General features: G+C 64.5%; 9 protein-coding genes. 5 read left to right on the top strand and 4 right to left on the bottom strand.

What is annotated here, in order from left to right:
• Positions 1–310 precede the first annotated feature (310 nt).
• The 3 genes from KF886_25580 to KF886_25570 all read right to left on the bottom strand — a co-directional run bounded on the left by KF886_25580 (position 311) and on the right by KF886_25570 (position 8,136).
• Positions 311–2,578, bottom strand: coding sequence for a hypothetical protein (locus KF886_25580; protein MBX3180733.1), 2,268 nt, complete (start codon positions 2,576–2,578; stop codon positions 311–313).
• Positions 2,579–2,901: 323 nt separating this feature from the next.
• Complete coding sequence (locus KF886_25575) at positions 2,902–6,549, bottom strand: sigma-70 family RNA polymerase sigma factor (protein ID MBX3180732.1); 3,648 nt, start codon at positions 6,547–6,549, stop codon at positions 2,902–2,904.
• A gap of 282 nt (positions 6,550–6,831) precedes the next feature.
• Positions 6,832–8,136, bottom strand: coding sequence for a sulfatase-like hydrolase/transferase (locus KF886_25570; GenBank protein MBX3180731.1), 1,305 nt, complete (start codon positions 8,134–8,136; stop codon positions 6,832–6,834).
• Between the two features lie 383 nt (positions 8,137–8,519).
• On the opposite strand from KF886_25570, the gene KF886_25565 reads away from it, so the two are divergent.
• The 3 genes from KF886_25565 (at position 8,520) to KF886_25555 (ending at position 11,186) form a co-directional block, all read left to right on the top strand.
• Positions 8,520–9,503, top strand: a complete 984-nt coding sequence (locus KF886_25565) for a hypothetical protein (GenBank protein MBX3180730.1) — start codon at positions 8,520–8,522, stop codon at positions 9,501–9,503.
• Positions 9,504–9,543: 40 nt separating this feature from the next.
• On the top strand, positions 9,544–9,777 hold the full coding sequence (locus tag KF886_25560) for a hypothetical protein (protein ID MBX3180729.1): 234 nt from the start codon (positions 9,544–9,546) through the stop codon (positions 9,775–9,777).
• Between the two features lie 179 nt (positions 9,778–9,956).
• Complete coding sequence (locus tag KF886_25555; protein MBX3180728.1) at positions 9,957–11,186, top strand: right-handed parallel beta-helix repeat-containing protein; 1,230 nt, start codon at positions 9,957–9,959, stop codon at positions 11,184–11,186.
• Here the strand turns inward: KF886_25555 and KF886_25550 are convergent.
• The gene (locus KF886_25550) at positions 11,167–12,303 is read right to left on the bottom strand and encodes a hypothetical protein (GenBank protein ID MBX3180727.1); all 1,137 of its coding nucleotides are present in this window, start codon (positions 12,301–12,303) and stop codon (positions 11,167–11,169) included. The genes KF886_25555 and KF886_25550 overlap by 20 nt on opposite strands.
• 395 nt (positions 12,304–12,698) lie before the next feature.
• Between KF886_25550 and KF886_25545 the strand changes: the two genes are divergently transcribed.
• Together KF886_25545 and KF886_25540 are read left to right on the top strand one after the other, a co-directional pair.
• On the top strand, positions 12,699–14,129 hold the full coding sequence (locus KF886_25545; GenBank protein MBX3180726.1) for a hypothetical protein: 1,431 nt from the start codon (positions 12,699–12,701) through the stop codon (positions 14,127–14,129).
• 443 nt (positions 14,130–14,572) lie between these two features.
• A complete protein-coding gene (locus KF886_25540; protein MBX3180725.1) occupies positions 14,573–16,624 on the top strand; it encodes a hypothetical protein in 2,052 nt (683 codons plus the stop codon).
• Positions 16,625–18,102 lie beyond the last annotated feature (1,478 nt).

The following is an 18,102-nucleotide window of genomic DNA, read 5'->3' as shown; positions in this document are numbered from 1 at the left end:
ATCCGTGGGCGCAATTCTTGATCGCCGCCTGCGGCCGCTCCCGATGCATTCGTGTGCATTGGTGTTCATTCGTGGTTAAGGATGCACTCTCTCGATCATCCACCCAATCCATCTGCGTACCAGAAATCACCCTATGCGCTCTCTGCGTTCTCTTCGGTTAAAGCTATTCTCTGTTTTTCTTCGTGACCTTCGCGCCCTTCGTGGTGATCATTTCTTCGGTTGCGGCCCAAGGCTGCCCTGCGGATTCAGCATCTGATAACATACGCTCAGGGCGAGCTTTCTCGCGATCAGAACAGATTCAAAAGACGGCTTACAGATAAATACCACCCGCCAATGTCTGATAATATGCCTTGCGCGCCAGATCCGCCAATGCCCCGGGCGCAACCGCCAGAGGGTGCGCCGCCAACGCAACCCACCGATCGGCGTCCAGGCGCTGGTGCTGCTCCCCCTCCACACGCACCCGGTCAAACGGACTGATCTCGGCCCCAGCCGCCACCCCGACCCCCGGCGTATAGTGCATTCTTTTATCGTCCTCGCGCACGTTTATGACGGTTTTCGTTTTTTCCGGGTGGCTCTGCGCGTCCAGATTCGCGAAGCGATGCGACACGTTCCAATCCAGGCCCGGCCCCAGCTCGATGGCGAAGCCACGCTTACGGCGCTCCAGCGCGCACTTCTGCGCCACCCGCTCCACGATACGCGCACCCAGCTGGCACGCATCGTCACTCGCGTGTAGCGGCGCGCCACCCAGCAGCTGAACCGCTTCGTTCAGACCATGCAGCGCGATCCGGCCCGTCGTCTGCTCCAGATCGATCAGCGGCGCCGCCCCGTGCTGAACAGCCAGCAAGCCAAGCGGACCCACCGCGCCCCGCGCAAGGATCGATTCCAGAAACGCGCGGCGTTCCGCCAGGCCCTGACACGAAAGCGCCACAATCTGGTCCGCCGCTTCGTAGAACGCCGCCTCCGAATCCGCGAGACACGCCAGGCGAGGCAGATTCAGCGCCACCTGCCCGAAAACCACCTCCGAAGGTTGCCACGCCGGCGCGCCGGTCAGCGGACGCGGCGCCTCGCGCACAAACCGCAGCCGCACGGGAAAACCCGCCGCCGCCGCGCCCGTCGCCTGCTCCAGAAACGCATCGGCGCCCGGGGCCTTGAAAAAGCGCTCGTCCACCGTTATCCCGAGCGCGGGCGCGGCCACATGCAGCCCCTCGCTCTGCTGCAGGGTCTCGAATATCCGCCACGCCAGCTGCTGCGCCGTATGCTCGTAATCCCGGTAGCGCCGCGGCTCGTCCGTTTCATGGGGCGTGACGGCCAACTGATCCGCGATCGTCGCGGGCGCGATCCAGTCCAGCCGCAGTTCCGAACCCGGCGCGTCGCCCCCGTGCGCCATCGCCCGGTACGCAAATTCGTACACAATCATCTGCGCAAACTGCGCCAGTTCCTCGCCGCTGTAGCCATAAACAAACGGCGCCAGATGGTAATTCACCGAATCCCACGCGATCGGGCCCGCAAAATGCGCCTGAAAATTCGCCGTCGCCTTCGCCAACTGCGCCAGGAACGTGACCGCGCTCCGGGGCGGCGACGCAAAATCCGGCGCCCCCGGCATCCCAACGCCAAACCGCGCCACCTGTCCGGGCGAGAGCGTCGCGCTGCGCAACCGGTCCACTTTCTCCAGATCATGCAGATGAAGCGCGCCCTGCAGGTGCGCCTCGCTCACCGCCGCGGAATAGACCCGCGCCAGCGCATACTCCTTCTTCACCGCCCCCGCAAGCACGTAATCCGTCGCCACCGGATCCCGCCGCGCCGTCGACTCCGTCAGCCCCCGGATGATCCGCTCGCAGTCGTACAGCGGCGCCCCCAGCCGCTGCTGGCGGTCCCGAAACTCGTGCAGGCCATGCGCCACCAGGCGCGCCGCCACCAACTCCCGCACCAGCGCCGAGCTCAAATGCTGGATCCCCGCCGCGTCCAGCTGCTGCTCCACCTCCGCCGCGATCACACCCGCCATCCCCCGGTCCAGCCCCGTCTCCCGCACCAGCGCCTCCACAATCCGGTCCCGGTCCCACGTCGAAAGCGTCTCCGCGCTCGTCCGAACAAACAATCCGGATCCTGCGGGCGGAACAGCCTCCCCCCGGTCGCGCGCCTCCTCCAGTTCGCCCAGCAGCAGCCGCATGTCCCCCTCCCGCAGCCGCCGGATACGCGCCCGCCGATCCCGGTACCGCGCATACGCGAACGCCGTCCGGATGTGGTCCATCTGAATCAGCACCCGCTCCACCGCGTCGTGAATATGGTCCACCGTCGGCGCGTGGCCGCCCAGCTGCTTCGTCAGGTAGATCGTCACCGCCCGCGCCAGGCTGTCCGCCAGACCCCGATCGTCCCCGCCAATCGACTCCGCCGCCCGGAAAATCGCATTCGTGATCTTCCCCCGGTCAAACGCCTCCTCCCGCCCATTACGCTTGACCACCGTCGTAATCGGCTCCGGAGCCCCCACAAACGGCAGCGGCAACGAAAGCTGCGCGTCAAACAGCCCCTCCTGATTGGGCTCCTCGGGCTCGGCGGGATTCTGCGCGGGATCAAACGACATGGCGACTCATCAATGCGGGTGCGGTTCTAGGAAAGGCCGGATCAGCCACCGGAAGTGTAGCGAAACCGCGCCCGGACCGGCAAGGGGGGCAGGCCGACTATTTCGCTTGGTTCCCTCGCGGGCAACACCCGCCTGGCTTGGCTGAGTCGCCGGTCCCGGCGTAGCGGGTCCAGAAAGCCCCGAAGTTGGCCCGGCTCGGGATGCAATTCGCCGCTCTTCTTCTCCAAGAAAGCGCATACCCGATAATGAATCTATGAGAACCGCCAAGACTCCGGGGGCGCTCCGCATAAGGGATATTGCCACGCCCGGGAGACCTCCGAGAGCTACTCCTCCACGACGATACCGCCGTTCTGGAACGCCAGACGGACGGTGCGCACTTCCCCCGCCACGACTTCGGTTTCGACCATATGCAGGGTAACCTCGCCGTCGGGGCCGTAGGTCCGCAGCCGAAGCGTCACGGTTCCCACAGGGAGGTGTATGAATCTGAAGCGGCCTTCCGCATCGGTCCGTTGTATGGGCGTCTCCGCCTCGGCGACCCGCAGACTAAGCTTTTCGACAGGTCGTCCATCCTCCGTAACGATACCCTCCAGAGCGCCCCCCTTCGACATAATAACCGTAACGGCATCGCCAGAATGCGGGTCGATGGTCTGGCGCGCCCGAACAAAATCTGGATGCGAAGCTTCGAGCGACTCGGTGTCACCCGGTACGCCCGCATGCTGGAAAGTCCCGTCGCTCGCGCTCGTCGCTGTGAGCATCGAGCCGGAAGACAGAGCGCCGGATAGCGAACGAAACGCGATAGCCGCTCCTGAAATAGGGTTTCCCTCCTCGTCGACAACGATCCCGGATACCGGCGGTCCCGCTGGCGACATGGTCACGGTCAGGGGCCCCACATCCCCTGAAATTGATCCGAGCGTCAGACGTGCGGGGTCATAACCCGCCGCCTGTATCACCAAATCAGATTCCAGTTCGGGACGCGGATCCGGCGCGGTCAGGTCGAATTCCCCCTGGACGCTGCTTATTTGCTGGAATTGGGCGTAGGCCGTGCCGCCGCCTTCAAACACGAATGCGGCCTCAAAGGTCGTGAGCGGCGCGCCAGTTCGGGCATCCTGGACGATGCCGGTGACGCGCGCCAACTTGTTCAGCACAATCACGAGGTCCGTGGTACCCGCCGGGACCTCCGGGATCGTACTCGCCAGGTGCTCACTGGTGTGTGCAACTACCGTGAACATGTCGCCCTGCAGTCCTTTGATCGCGAAATTTCCTTCCAGATCACTGTTTGCGACGCCGCTCTCGCCCATGCTCCTCTCTATCCTCGCCGTCACATTCACATGGGGTAACGGATGGCCCCCGGCATCCTGCACCCGCCCGCGGATCGACACGCCCGGCCCGGCCTTATACACCAGCCGGATCCCTTTCCTGACTCCGCCCGCGCGCAAGGCCAACTCCTGGACCAGGTTTTTCTTGGAGAGGACACTTTCCGGCGTGTACGCCGACACAAAGAATTTCAGGTCAGCCGGCGTGTCTACCCAAGCGAGGAAGTATCCTTCACTGTCGGTGGGAATGGTGATTTCCCAGTTGGTCTGGCCCTCCGCGGGTGGTATGGGTGGTTCTCCATATGGGGATATGAAGCCGGGCGTGTGATTGATCAGGTGATCGGGTATGTGCATTCCGGTGTAGGTGGAGATGGCAAGCCGCGCGCGCACGGGTGCACCGCGTTCGTCAACGACCTGTCCGGCGACCAGGCCGCGTGATTGGTCAAGTGTGAGCTTCACGTACGGCGCGGGATCCTGGTCGAGGTCGATCTTGACCAGACGACTCGAACGGTCGAACTTGGACGCCGTCACGGTGAGGATTCCCCGGACACCAGGTTCCACCGCCTGAAATTCGCCTTTTGAATCGGTCCACACGCCGGTTACTGGCGCGGCATTGCTGAGCCAGACCGTTGCACGGGACACGGGTCTGCCTGACTGGTCCACTACCACGCCCCGAACGATACCTGAGGTGATTCCCCAGTCGGGCGCCTCGATGGTCTCGCCCGGTGAAACATGAATCTCCCGCCGGTCAAATGGCGTTACTGCCAACGTACCCAGTGCGTAGTTTCCGCCCGGAACATTGTCAAGATCGTAACGCCCCCCGGCACCGGTGATCGCCAACTGCGAATGCCCCATGCTGCGGAGACCAATTCGAACACCCTCGATGCCTTCGCCATTCGCCAGTAGGATCCGCCCCCGTACTTTTCCGCCCGGGGTCGCTTCCAGGCGCACTGGCTCGCCCCCTTCCTCCGGTACCGACAGGGACACCGGGTGCTCCTTCAATACATGGGTGGCGTGGTAGCCCGTCACACTTACATCGCCCGGTGCGATGCCGTCGAACATAAACCTGCCGTCGGCTTCGGTCCGAGCACGTGCGCGGACAGGTATCCCTTCCTGTGTTGCGGAAAGCGTCATCCCCTCTAACCCCACGTCCGAGACTGCGTCCACCACACGGCCGGCCAGGGTCAGCCCGGGCTTCAGCACTATCTCGACGGATTTCGCACCCACAGTAAGGTCTTCGGTCAACGACGGTTGGCAGCCACTTGCCGCCGCCAGAAGTTGCCACTGCTCGGCAGGCAGAAAAGGCAGTAGAAACGCCCCGCCGCTGCCGGTAACAACCGAGAGTCCACGCATTTCACTCTCACCGACTCGGTACCGGTCGCGCGCCACCGGATAAACGCGCGCGCCCGGGATCGGCGCCCCGTCTGTGTCGGTGACGCGCCCGCTGATGGCGCCACCCGGCTCGAGGATTAACTCCATTTCATTGACCGGGTATGCATCCGAAAGGCGGGCCTCCCCATACGCACCCAGATCGCCCGCGACGGCCAAAATGATGTAGGTATCGAGTGGGAGGAGTTTGAAGGTGAAACGGCCGCTGGTATCCACTTCCAGATTACGCGGCGCGAGATCCAGGAGTACCGGTTCCGGCTTGGACTCCATGTACTGGGCCGGTATGGCGCGGACCGTTGCCGCAACCGGTTCACCCTCGCGAGAGAGTACCCGCCCAAAAATGGTTCCCGGTCCTTCAGCCATTACGGTCACGTCCGCGACCCCCGTTGGAATAGCAGCGACGGCTGTTTCGGGCGCCTGAACCGCGGACTCCGAAGCGGCATTTTCCGCAGCCTCCATTTCTACCGGAGTCGGCGGAGGCCCCGATCCCCCGGGAGGTGGTTCCGTCCCGCGCAGGAGTACCCACGCGGCGCTAATCAGCACCACGCCTGCGGCGAGTGTTGCAATCCCCCCCTTACTCATGAGAACTGCCGCAGCCCCGCTCCACGCCCCCAACGTCGTCCCGTACCCCGCCCCAGCCATAGCGAACTTCCCTAATGAAGCGCACATCACGTCCGGAACCGCGGCGGGGGCGAGTGCGGTCTCCAGAAACGCAGCCAGTCCCACCGCCGGGGTGATGATTCCTCGATTTCTCAGTTCTTCGCGCAGCAGCGATACCCCCCGTGTAATTCGATTGGTAACGGTACGACGCGGAATTTTCAGTGCATCCGCAATTTGCTGGTGACTCTGCTGCCGGAGGTAATGCTCGATAACAGGGATGCGCACCTCGTCGGGCAGCGCGTCGATCGCCAGATCCACAGCGTCAAGCAAATCGTCCCGTTCTCCGGCAGACCATTCGGGAAGTCCCTCGGCGTAGCGAATTTCGCGCTGGCGGCGGCGCTGTTCCTGTTTCAGGTGGTTCAGGGAACGGTGTGTCGCCAGCCGGTGCAGCCACCCCGCTAGGGAACGCTCGATCTGAGGGGGTGTCGTGGCGAGGCTCAGAAAGCACTCTTGACTGATATCGGCGGCATCCGCGTCGTTCTTTATGATATGCCGGCAGGTATTGAACACCAGCGACGCATGGCGGGCAACAATGAGCTGGAAAGCGTCGGAATCACGACGGTGTTGCCAGACCTGTAAGAGGGCGATATCGGGCGTGTTCGCATTCATGGGTACGTTCCTCGCGGTAGTCTACGTTAAAGACAACACGGAGGGGGCCTTTGGGCCATAGAATACGCAACTTAATCGAGTGGCGGCACTCCATCTGGTTTGCGGCGCATCTCGCTGCAGCGCCAGGCGGCGCTGAGTATTTCTGTTAGGCGCAAGTCAATGTTCGATGCCAACGGTAGGGAAAACCTGCCTCACACCCGAAAGCCAACGAATCTTCAGAATGACGGGTTGAATCCAAGTCTCAGGGTCATGTTCTCACCCTTGCCCACCCAAGCCCACACGCTACTCGTCCTTCGGCGCGCCTTCCGCGCTCATCACGCTGCCCTGCCGCTCCATATCGTCCAGCACGCCCTGCAGCACGGCCCGCACTTCCGCCACGTCCGGCGTGATGGCCTCCCCGGCCAGGGGCGACCGCTCGTCCGGGTCCTGCGCAACATCGATAAGGCGGCCATCCGCGTAGAGCTTGTGCCGAACCGTCCGCGCGAAGCGGCCCCGGTCGCGGTTCCGGTTGCCCCAGCGCGGATCATAGTGCATGTAGAGCCACGGCTTCGGCGCGTAGGAATCGCCCCGAAGCAGCGGCAGAAAGCTACGCCCGTCGAGCCCCGCCGCAAGCTCGGGACGCTCCGCCGCCTCCAGCAGGGTCGGAAAGAAATCCTCAAAACCGATCAGCCCCTCGTAGACCGTCCCCGGCGCGATCATCCCCGGCCACCACGCGATCAGCGGCACGTGCGTGCCCGCGTCCGTCATCGCGCCCTTCCCCCCCTGCACGGTGCGCCCCTGGAAGGGCGAGGCAATGGCGCGGCTTGTCCCGTTGTCCGCCGTGAAGATGAACAGCGTGTTCTCGGCCAGGCCCAGCGCCGACACATGGTCCGCAAGGCGCCCGACTTTCTTGTCCATGTATGTCACCATCTCCGCGAAATACGCATTGTCCTTCGCATAGCGGTCCCCCGCCCAGCCCGCCGTGTCCGGCGTCGGTACAAACGGGTCATGCGTCAGCAGCATCGGGAAGTAAACGAAAAAAGGCCCGTCCTTCTTCCGCGTGACGAAGTCCATCACGAATTCCAGCACCACGTCCGGCCCATACGCATCGGGATCCCGCGGGAGCGTCTCCCCGTTGCGCTCCAGCAGCGGATTCGCAAAACGCTCGCCGTCCTTCTTCTCATAGGTCAGCTGCCAGAGGCAGTGCTCGTCAAACCCGAAATGCGCGGGCAGCGTGTTGTCATGCCCCAACTGCCACTTCCCCGCGATCGCCGTCGCGTACCCCGCCGCCTTAAGCGCATGCGCAAAAGTCCGCTCCTCCGGATTCAGATAGCCAAACGCCGTGTAATTCCGGAAGTTGTACTTCCCCGTCATGAGCTTAACCCGCGTCGGCGTGCACAACGGCTGGCTGTGCGCCTGCGTAAACCGCATCCCCTCCCTCGCCAGCGCGTCCAGCCGCGGCGTCTTGTAATGCGCGCTGCCGTTCGCGCCGATGGTCTCATAGCCCAGGTCGTCCGCCATGATAAGCACAATATTCGGCGGCGCGGCATGCGCGGCGGGGAACAGCGTGGCTGCTACGGCGATAACAAGACCGTACAGGATGTGCATTCGGAGGCGGGGCATGGATCTTCCTTTCGACTCGTTAGTAACTGCGCTTGCCTGGTGACTTGGGGAAGATTACCATAAAGTCTCATTGGGGTTCGTCCAGAGCGGGCGAACCACGGGACCCTGACGGAGAGGCGCGCTTTCCAGAAGTGAACGTACAACCGCCGACATGCCGTTACATCAGTCTCCTTCTTGTGGAGATCGCTCGACCTTGTTACAGTACTATGCAGCGATAGCGAGGGGCTTATGGATACTCCACCTATCCGTTTACGCCGGGCAGCATGAAAGAGACGTGCGGGAATGCAGGAATCTGACTTTGCCCGGAGACATCATGTACGCAAGTCGCCCCTGTAGGGATTCAGCGTATTCAGGAAAATTAATCTGCTATGGAACTGAACTCGGTACGTGAACTCAAGGCCGCACTAGCCGCCAATGTTGTCCCCGTTGCAGCTGAATCGGCACGGATGCGGGGGGCGTCGCGGGCGCTGTCGCTGCGCATGTCGTCGCCGGCCATCGCGCTGGGCGTGGCGCCGAAAACGGGCGGCGGCTATGCCCTGGCCGTGCGGCTTCAACACCCGGCGCTGGAAGGCAGCCGGACGGTCGAATTGATAGCGGAGCAGGCGAAGAATGAAGTCGATCTGCGCTACATCGGGCTCGTGAGCAAGCGCGCGGCCCCGTGGCGCCCGCGGCGGCAGCGCCCGTTACTCATCGGGTGTAGCGTGGGCCATGTGCAGGTGACGGCGGGCACCCTCGGGGCCTTCGTCCGGCCACGCGGCGGCGGGCCGTTGGCCATGCTCTCGAACAACCACGTACTGGCGAACGAGAACTGCGCGAAGAAGGGCGATGCCATCCTCCAGCCGGCCAGTTACGATGGCGGGGCCGCGCCGAACGATGTGGTGGCGGTGCTGGGATCCTTCCAGAAGCTCAAGCGCGCCGGGATAAACTACGTGGACTGTGCCACGGCGGAGATCGCGCAAGATATCGAAACGAATACGACGAAACTGAAAGGCTTGGGCAAACTCAAGGGCCTGGGCGGTGAATTCCTGGACGAGGGCGCGATGGTGGCCAAAGTCGGGCGGACCACCGGTCTGACGCGCGGTCGGGTGACGGCCTTCGAGTTGGACGACGTGGTCGTCGGATTCGACTCCGGGGATCTGCGCTTTGACAACACCATCGAGATCGAAGGGGACGGGGATGGCCCCTTCAGCGATGGCGGAGACAGCGGTTCGCTGATCGTAGGCGAGGACCTGCGGGCGGTCGGATTGCTCTTCGCGGGCTCGGACCAAGGCGGCGCGAATGGACAGGGCTTGACCTACGCCAACCCCATCCGGCTGGTGCTGGACGCGCTCAAGGTGGACGTGGCGCTTTGATTTTCTGTGCAAACCGGGCCGGATGGCGTACAATAGAGTCATGAACAGCACTACCCTCAGTCAGGCCCGGGCGGCGAAGCCCCGGGTGCACGAACTTCTGCGCGCCATGCCGCAGTTGGCGGGCGTGGGCATCACGCGCGTGGGGAAGGGTTATGCCGTAAAGGTGAACCTTACGGAACCCCCCGGAGACGATCTTGGGGTTCCGACTGAGTTGGATGGCGTACCGATTCGCGTGGAGGTTGTCGGTTACGTCACAAAGCGGACGGTCAGTTAATCACGGTACGCCCTCCAGCGTCCCGGAAGGAATGACTTTCCGACGTTGTCAGGCGCGCCTTCCGGCCCGAATATCCGCGCTTCCGCCGCCCTTTCTCCTTCGCCGCCGGGCATGCTACGATCCGGCAATGGAGCCAGGAGACTGGAACAACCTGGCCCGGCACGGTTGGGAGCAATGTCATGAAACCCCTTTTCGTCCTTTGTCTCGGCTTGCTACGGAACGCGAGCGTGATGGCCGCCGGCACAACACCCGCCTGGCTAGCACCCCACCTCCCGCCGGACGCGGTCCTGGACGGCGCCACAAGCCACCAGAGCGCCCTGCAACAGGCCCTCGACGCCAGCCCGGACGGAGCCACGCTCGTCTTCCCGCCAGCCACGTTTCTGCTCGACGACGCCCGCGGCCTGCGTGTGCCGTCGAACCGGACCCTCGTGCTGGACGGCGCGACCTTCCTATTGTCCCCCTCCCTCGCGGAGGACGGCCAGGCCTTCCTGTTGGAAGACGCATCGAACGTGACGATTCGCGGCGGGTCCATCCAGGGCCACCGCGATGCGTGGCCGGAATCCGTGAACATTGCGGGCATCCGCGCCACCGGCGGCGGCAGCCACATCCGCGTGGAGTCCACGCGCTTCCTCGACCTGTCCAGCGTGGGCGTGGGCGTCTTTGGCGCGGGCCCGGAGAATCCCATCCGACACGTCTGGATCGTGGACGTCTACGCGCGCAACTGCTGCAACATATACTACGACTACCTCAGCGAGAAACGCGGCCCCGCCGAGGGCAGCGTCCGCGAAGACCAGGGTAGCGTCTGCCTCTACTACGTCGAGGATTTTGTGGTGCGCGGCTGCTACCTCGATGGCTCCCGCTCCGATGGCACCCACTTCAAGGACTGCAAAAACGGCCAGATCACCGACAACCAGATCCTCAACAGTACCATGGGCGGCTTCTTCCTCGAACGCTGCCAGAAAGTCGTCGCCACGGGCAATATCATGCGAAACAACGGCTCGCGCGGCTGCACCATCGAGCGGGACAGCCTCGACTGCATCCTCTCGAACAACATCGTGGAGCACAGCGGCCGCGAGGGGCTCTGGGCCCCGGATGTCGCCCGGCTCGTCGTCGCCAACAACATCTTCCGCGAGAACGGCCAGAAAGACGACGCAAACAAGGATTCGGAGATCCGGATCAACGAAGAGCCGCGCTACGACACCGTGCCCGCGGACATCCTGATCCAGGGCAACCTTTTTCAATCGACGCCGCATTGCAACAGCGTGATCCAGATCAATGCCGGCGCCGGCGATGGCATCGTGATCGCCGGAAACCGATTCACGGGCCCCGTGCGTACGCTCGCGATCGATGCGGGGGTCAACGTGACCATCGTCGGCAATTTCGGGCTGGCTACAGCGAATAATGAATGATCACACCGCCCAACGGCACGGGGCCATCCGCCGGATACACGGATATCTTGACGTGGCGCCCATCGAGAAAGCCGGTGAAGTAGTCTCTGCCATCCTCCCTGGCCGGCGCCGCGAACCGCGATTCCAGAAACGACACGACCTGGGCGCGCGTGTCTTGCGTTGTATAGACACAATTGGGGCCCGCCTGGCGATACACGTCTATGGGATAGGCCGCGCTGAGCATGCGGCCGCCGGGATACAATACGGGTTCCAACAGGCGCGAATAGGCTTCCCGGTCCGGCGCCTGTAGTGACGCGACGCCCTCAATCCAGGCCTCGCGCGGTTCGGGCCAGGGCTCCGGAAGCTCGGCCGGCTCGGTGTCCGGCCGCGCCCGGTACATCACCTTCGCCGTCCGGAGCGTTACGCGCGTGAGCGTCCCGGCCCATTCGATCCGCACCGACGTCTCCCGCCCGTCGGCGGATTCTTGCGGGCCGCCGCGGAAGTGCCAGGGCCAGTTTAATGTGCCGGGAATGAAATCGAGACCGCCGGGAAGCACGGTCATATAGTACGCTACGACATCGGAAAGCGGGGCCCCGGTCTCCAGGGCGATAAGCCAACCCGGAGCAAAGGCCGCGTCGGAGATCTCCAGATCGTCCCACCCCGCAAGGCGCCCCGCCGGATAATGCAAGGGGCCCAACAGCCTGGGCAGGGATTCCGACATCCTCGGGTACCCGGCGCCGAAGGTGGCGGCCCAGCGCGCCTTCACCTCGGCGATTCCCGCTTGTTTGCCGGCGGCGCGCTTCTGCTCCGAGGCCAATGAGTGGACAACGCCCGCCACAAGGAGCGCGACAACGGCAAAAGCCCCGATCCCAATCGCGAGCGAGGCGCCCGCAGACTCCCGCAACCGGTACGCGGCGTACCCACCCACAGCGGCGGCGAGCAGCGCACCGGCCCCGACGAGTATCGGGACAATCACAATCAAGCCCACGGTGTTGTGGTCCGGGAGCTTCTTCGCCGACATGATTGCAGCACTGGCTAGACCAAACGCGGCGGCGCCCGCCCCAAAACCCAATACCATGCCGTTGAGCACCCGGAACGCCACCCCGATGGGCGATGTGGAAGAAACGTCTGGCATCATCAACCGCCTTTCCAGCTCCGCTACCCAGGGAACCCGCGCCCGTGTACGCCATTCGGAATTGCGGTTCCACCAGATTCATTAAACGGCGCGCGCAACCGTTTGTCAATCACTTTTTTTCGACCGCGCCCAACACGGATGGCCCAGGAATGGGATGCACAGGTCCGGAATTCGGCGGCATGCCCAATCCCGAGGTTCCCCGTCCCCGCCCAGAGGATTGCACGATCCCAGGTCGCAAGTTGACCTGGCGTCGCGGCATCCGGTCCAATGGACAACGGCTGCCAGTACGGCAGGCTGCCTGCCCTGCATTGCAGGAATCAACGCGAAAGGTCGGTGGGATGAAGATGATGTGGACTCCGCGCTTCGGTAGCGGTTTGGCTCGGAAACATTGGGCTGTCATGTGCCGCACTGCCGTACTGGCCGCCGCTGCCTTGTCAGCGGCGCCGGGCGTCGCGCAAACCGCCATCGCCACAAGCCCCGGCGGCCACTACGTGTCCTACCGCGACCGCCCCCTCCTCCTCGTCGGCGACAGCGGCACGCAGTGCGTCCTGCAAAACGCCAACCTCGACTTCGCGCGCTGGATCGACGATTGCGCGGATGCGGGCCTGAACACGGTGCACGTCTGGTCCTTCGTGGCCCCGCGCCAGCAGCTGGATGGCTCCGACCTCGAAAACCGTTACGGCTACCTCTACCCCGGCCTGACCCCCTGGGCGCGCCGCACTTCGGGACCGCGCGCGCACGACGGCGGCTACCAGTGGGATCTCCACCAGTGGGACGACGGCGACACGCCCGATCGCTACTGGCCCCGTTTTCGCGCGCTCTGCGCCCGCGCCCACGAAAAGGGCCTCCTCCTCGGCGTCACCGTCTTCTGGGGCTGGCCCAAGCACCCTGCGGACTGGGCCTACCACCCCTTTAACGTCATCAACGGTGGTCCGGTGTCGGACACCCCGAAGCCCCACGTCACCCAGGTCCAAACCATCGCCTCCCCCGGCGTCGAAGTCCTCGAGGAGGCCTGGTCGGACGCCTGGCCCCCCGCCAAACAAAACCAGTGGCACTGGGAACGCTTCGCCGCAAAGCTCATCGCCGAAGCCGCGCCCTTCGGCAATGTTTTCTTCGTCTTCATGGACGAACACTCCTACAGCGAGGGCAACGGCGGCGATCACTTCCGCGAATTCTTCCAACGGCGTGGCGTACGCTGGACCGACACGGAACGCAGGCGCGAATCCGTGGATTTCGTCTTCGACCCCGTCACCCACCGGAACGACACGGTGGGGCGCAATCCCGAGGTCGTTCAGCGTTTCTACCGCGAGCCCGTACGCCCCTTCATGATTCTGGAAGGCGAGCCATACCAGGGCGAGGCCGTTCGCATCAGCCTGTGGTCCGCCTTGATGGGCGGCGCCAACTTCATCTTCCACAACGACGAACGCCAGGAAACCATCCACACCGGCATCATGGGCTACGACCCCAACGTCCCCGGCGGCGACACCGGCCCCGTACGCCGCGCCTGTCTTGGCCACGCCAGCCGTTTTTTCAACGGCCACCTCCCGGACCTCGACCGCATGCGCCCGCACAACGATCGCGTCGGCGAAGGAAGCTTCTGCCTGGCGGATCCGGGACGCGCCTACGCCGTGTACGCCGTGCCCGGCGATGCCCCAATCACCCTCGACCTCCGCGCGGCAACCGGCTCCTTCACCGCGCGCTTCTACAATCCCCGCACCGGAGCCTGGGCCGAAACCACAACCCGCAACGGCGGCGAGACAGCCCACTTCGACCGCCCCTCCGGCGAAGACTGGGCGCTGCTCGTCGAAAAAAGCCAGGATGCCGGATAGCCCACAAAGCCACCCCGCCCAATCAACCCCTCCAAAAAAACCATACAATTAACCTCGGAAATCACACGCAAGCGCCAGCACACCCCAACGACCGGAATCATTTTCTATCCGTGTCATCAGTGTAATCCGTGGTCACAAATCCCGATCGCGGCCAGTGGCTGCTCCCAATGCATTCGTGTCCACTCGCGTCCATTCGCGGTCAAGAAAGCGTCCCTTTCAACAACCCAATCCATCCGCCCACAAAAATCACCCTATGCGCTCTCTGCGTTCTCTGCGGTTAGAATCCGTCTCCGTTTCTCTTCGCGCCCTTCGTGCCCTCCGTGGTGACCATTTCTTCAGTTGCGGCCGAAGGCTGCTCTGCTCCCTTCGTGGTGATCCGGACTTCGATCCCCGGCGACCCGTGCAATGTATACTACCCGCACACAACACGCCGGAGGTTCGCAATGCTTCTGTTCATCGCCCTCGTGCTCGCGCAGATCGATCCCGCCCCCCTCTTGCCCCCCGGCTTTAATCCGGAACCCTATTACCTCACCAGCGCCACCGACATGGGCAGCCCCACCTCCCCACGGGGCGCGGCGGCCCTCGCCGAGGGACTCGTGGCCCACGGCGCGCCGGAAAACATCGAAATCGCGGAGCAACTCATCGACGCCATCCTCGCCGCGCAGGAGACCCGAGACGGCGCGGCGCACCGTGGAAATTTCCGATGGACCTTCCGCGAAGGGGCCATCGGCGATCTGAATTCGGTCGAGTTCACGCTGCGCCACCTCATCCCCTTGATGATCGCGCACGAAGACCGCCTCAAACCCGATACGCGCGACCGCCTCCGCAAAGCGATCCGCCTTGGCCTCGAAGAAATCGACCGCATGAACGTGGACATCACCTATACCAACGTCGCCGCCATGGGCGCGATGAACACCATACTCGGCGGCGAGCTGCTGGAGGATGCCTACTTCGCCAACCGAGGCTATGCGCGCCTCAAACAGCTGGAGCACGAGACCCTGTCCCGGGGAACCTTCTGCGAGTACAACACGCCCACCTACACCCGCGTCACCCATGAAGCCCTGACACGCATCGCAACCTATACCACAAACGAGGAAGCCGCCGTCCGCGCGCGGGCCTTGCGGACCCGGCTTGCGCTGACCGCCGCCCTGCACCTGCAACCGGAAACCGGACGCTGGGCGGGCCCGCATGGTCGCGGCCACCGCTACACACGAATCGAAGACATCGTACCGGAACGGCAGTATCTCGAAAAGTGGGTCGCGATGGACGCCGCACCGGAGGCTTTTGCGGACATGCTCGCCCATCGCCCGCTCCCCTACGCGGTCTGGGAATCGGTATACCCCGAGCGGAACATCGGGATCATGACCTATCTCCATCCCGCGTTCACCCTGGGGACCGCCACCCGCGAGATCAGCCGCCAGTCCGATGTCTTCCTGGTCCACGCCACGCGCGCGGACGGCGCCCCGCCCGTAACCATCCAGTCCCGCTACCTCATTGACAGCCCGGAAGACGCCCCGGAAACCGACCGCCGCCGCCGTGGCGTCGATGGCGAACAGGGCAAGTTCTACGGCGTACAGCAGGGCGCGCGGGCCATCGGCCTCTATGCCCCGCGCACGCTCGAACACCCCGGCAGCCTCGCCCCCGCCAGCCTCAACCGTTTCCAGAGCGCCAAGGTGCTCATTGCTTTCATCGGGCGCGGCCCGGACGATCGCGCCTGGGCGGGCGAGGATCCAATCACGGAGTTCCCCCGCGATCTCGCCCCGGGAACCGTCGCCGTGGTCGAATGTGGCGACGCGCTCGTCGCCATCATGCCGCTCTCGCGCGATGATCTCGGCTTCGGCGCGCCGCTGCGCCTCGTGCGGCGAGACGGCCATCTCGCGCTGGAAATCTACAACTACCTCGGCCCGGAAACCGTCTTCTGGGATATGGACCGCGAAAGCCGCTTCTTCCAGGGCAAGCCGCGCGCCGGGTTCTACGCCGAGGTCGCACCCAGGTCCGCCTGGCCCGATGGCGCCGCCTTCGCGCGCGCCGTCGCCTCGGGAACCCTCCGGGATGATGCCGAACCGCCGGTAACCGCCTACCAGGACAACACCGAACGCCGCTGGACCGTCGAATACGCCCGGGACGGCGAAACCGTCGGCATCGAAATCGATCTGATCGCCTGGTCGCTCAAGCGGCGCTGGAATGCGGACGCCGATCTCGGCTGGCCTATGCTGGAATCCCCTGTCGCACGCCAGACCGAAACCGGGCGTGTAGAGGTGGCCGGCGCCGTGCTGGCCTGCGGCAAGGCCCCCGCCTGGCTCTTCGCCGCGCCGGAACAAGACCTCTACATCGCCGGCTACCACGGCGACCCCGCGCCGCTCACCCTTCAAACGCCCCGGGGCGCCGTGTCCCTGGCGTCCATGGGAACCGGCGTCCTGACCTGGCAAGCCGGCGAACTGACCGTCGACGCGCTGCATGCCAGCACGCCCCGCGTCACGCCCGCAAGCGAGTAGCCCCTCAGGAAAACAGCGCCGTGATCGGCGTCCCGCCTTCGGTAATCGGCGCCGGGCGGTCCCCGTCGTACAAATTCTTCCCGCAATCAACCCCGACAGCCGCAAGCACCGTCGCGTCACCTCCACCGCCGCGTGACTCGAGCTGTCCGTCACTTTGTACGTCACCACGTACTCCCCACAGGCCGCCATATTCACCGCGCAGCTGTCCACCGTCACCGCCGGCAAATTCGGGTCGCACCCATCATACGCCGTCGCGCCCAATCAAGGGACGTACCGCCGCACACACGCCACAATCAACCCACAATACCCACCGTCCAGCCAAACACTCAGCCCCACCCACGAACGCCAGCAAGCGGGGGTACGTCCCGACCGGGGTTGGGCCGTTGCGCGCGCCATGCCATCGGCTTCAAGGGGCGAATCTCCTGTCTGCTCCCGCCCCGTTCAACGCATGCCCCCGCCCCCGTGCCACGCGATTCCGCCCCAGGCGGATTCGTGTGCCAGGAGCAACGCCAACCGACCGCCGCCACAACCACCCCGCACGAGCGGCTCAACTCCCAGAAAGCCCGGCATCCTGCCTGCTCCGAAAATACACAGGCGGGACGCCCGTGCCACATTCCTTCAAGAGTTACTCTTACGAATCAAGGTGAAGCGTGCAAGGAACGTGGCACCAGCCGTCCCGGCTGTGTACCGGATGCGAAGCAACCGGCTTTTCATCCTTAACGGGTGGCCCAACGCGTCATGAACGGCTGTACCCACCCTTTCACCACCCCTATGACAACTGTCAACTGTCAACTGTCAACTGTCAACTGCCCCCCCAGGGCTTGCCCGTGCCAACCTCCCCCCAGGGGTGCCACGGTCAAGCCCCTAAGGGCTTGCCCGTGCGCTCCTCCCCGGGGACCGACACGCCCCCCACAAACACACCTCCCGCCGCGACCCCAACCGGGTCAGGCGCGCGCACCGGCGGTGCTCAGGAAGGGCGGCGGCCTCATGCGCGGGACACCGGTCTCCCTGCGCCGGGTTCGAGGTTTCCAGCGCGCACCCGTCCCTTGGCGGCGCCAAGGGACGTACCCGCGCACAGGCGCCAGACGCTGCAACAAACACCCCCGCGTCCAACAGTTCCCCGTGCCTCAACGCCTCACGCCCCAGCGCGGGGGTACGTCCCGGTCGGGGTCGAGTCAGTTCGCGCGCCATGCCATCGGCTTCAAGGGGCGAATCTCCTGTCTGCTCCCGCCCCGTTCAACGCATCCCCACCATCCACGTGCCACGCGATTCCGCCCCAGGCGGATTCGTGTGCCAGGAGCAACGCCAACCGACCGCCGCCACAACCACCCCGCACGAGCGGCTTCCCCCCCATGAGGCCGTCCATACCGAATGTCCCACCCCATTTCAGCGCCCGCGCAGCCAACTGTCAACTGTCAACTGTCAACTGTCAACTGTCAACTGCCCCAGGCGTGCCACGGACAAGCCCCCAAGGGCTT

It is taken from the genome of Candidatus Hydrogenedentota bacterium, from assembly GCA_019637335.1.
Classification (GTDB): Bacteria; Hydrogenedentota; Hydrogenedentia; order Hydrogenedentales; family JAEUWI01; genus JAEUWI01.
This window is presented reverse-complemented; position numbering and strand designations above follow the sequence as displayed.

Bases quoted from the DNA above. Each gene is read 5' to 3' on its own strand.
- KF886_25560 (MBX3180729.1), top strand. From the start codon at position 9,544: ATGAACAGCACTACCCTCAGTCAGGCCCGGGCGGCGAAGCCCCGGGTG.
- KF886_25565 (MBX3180730.1), top strand. From the start codon at position 8,520: ATGGAACTGAACTCGGTACGTGAACTCAAGGCCGCACTAGCCGCCAAT.
- KF886_25555 (MBX3180728.1), top strand. From the start codon at position 9,957: ATGAAACCCCTTTTCGTCCTTTGTCTCGGCTTGCTACGGAACGCGAGC.
- KF886_25540 (MBX3180725.1), top strand. From the start codon at position 14,573: ATGCTTCTGTTCATCGCCCTCGTGCTCGCGCAGATCGATCCCGCCCCC.
- KF886_25570 (MBX3180731.1), bottom strand. From the start codon at position 8,136: ATGCACATCCTGTACGGTCTTGTTATCGCCGTAGCAGCCACGCTGTTC.
- KF886_25580 (MBX3180733.1), bottom strand. From the start codon at position 2,578: ATGTCGTTTGATCCCGCGCAGAATCCCGCCGAGCCCGAGGAGCCCAAT.
- KF886_25550 (MBX3180727.1), bottom strand. From the start codon at position 12,303: ATGATGCCAGACGTTTCTTCCACATCGCCCATCGGGGTGGCGTTCCGG.
- KF886_25545 (MBX3180726.1), top strand. From the start codon at position 12,699: ATGTGCCGCACTGCCGTACTGGCCGCCGCTGCCTTGTCAGCGGCGCCG.
- KF886_25575 (MBX3180732.1), bottom strand. From the start codon at position 6,549: ATGAATGCGAACACGCCCGATATCGCCCTCTTACAGGTCTGGCAACAC.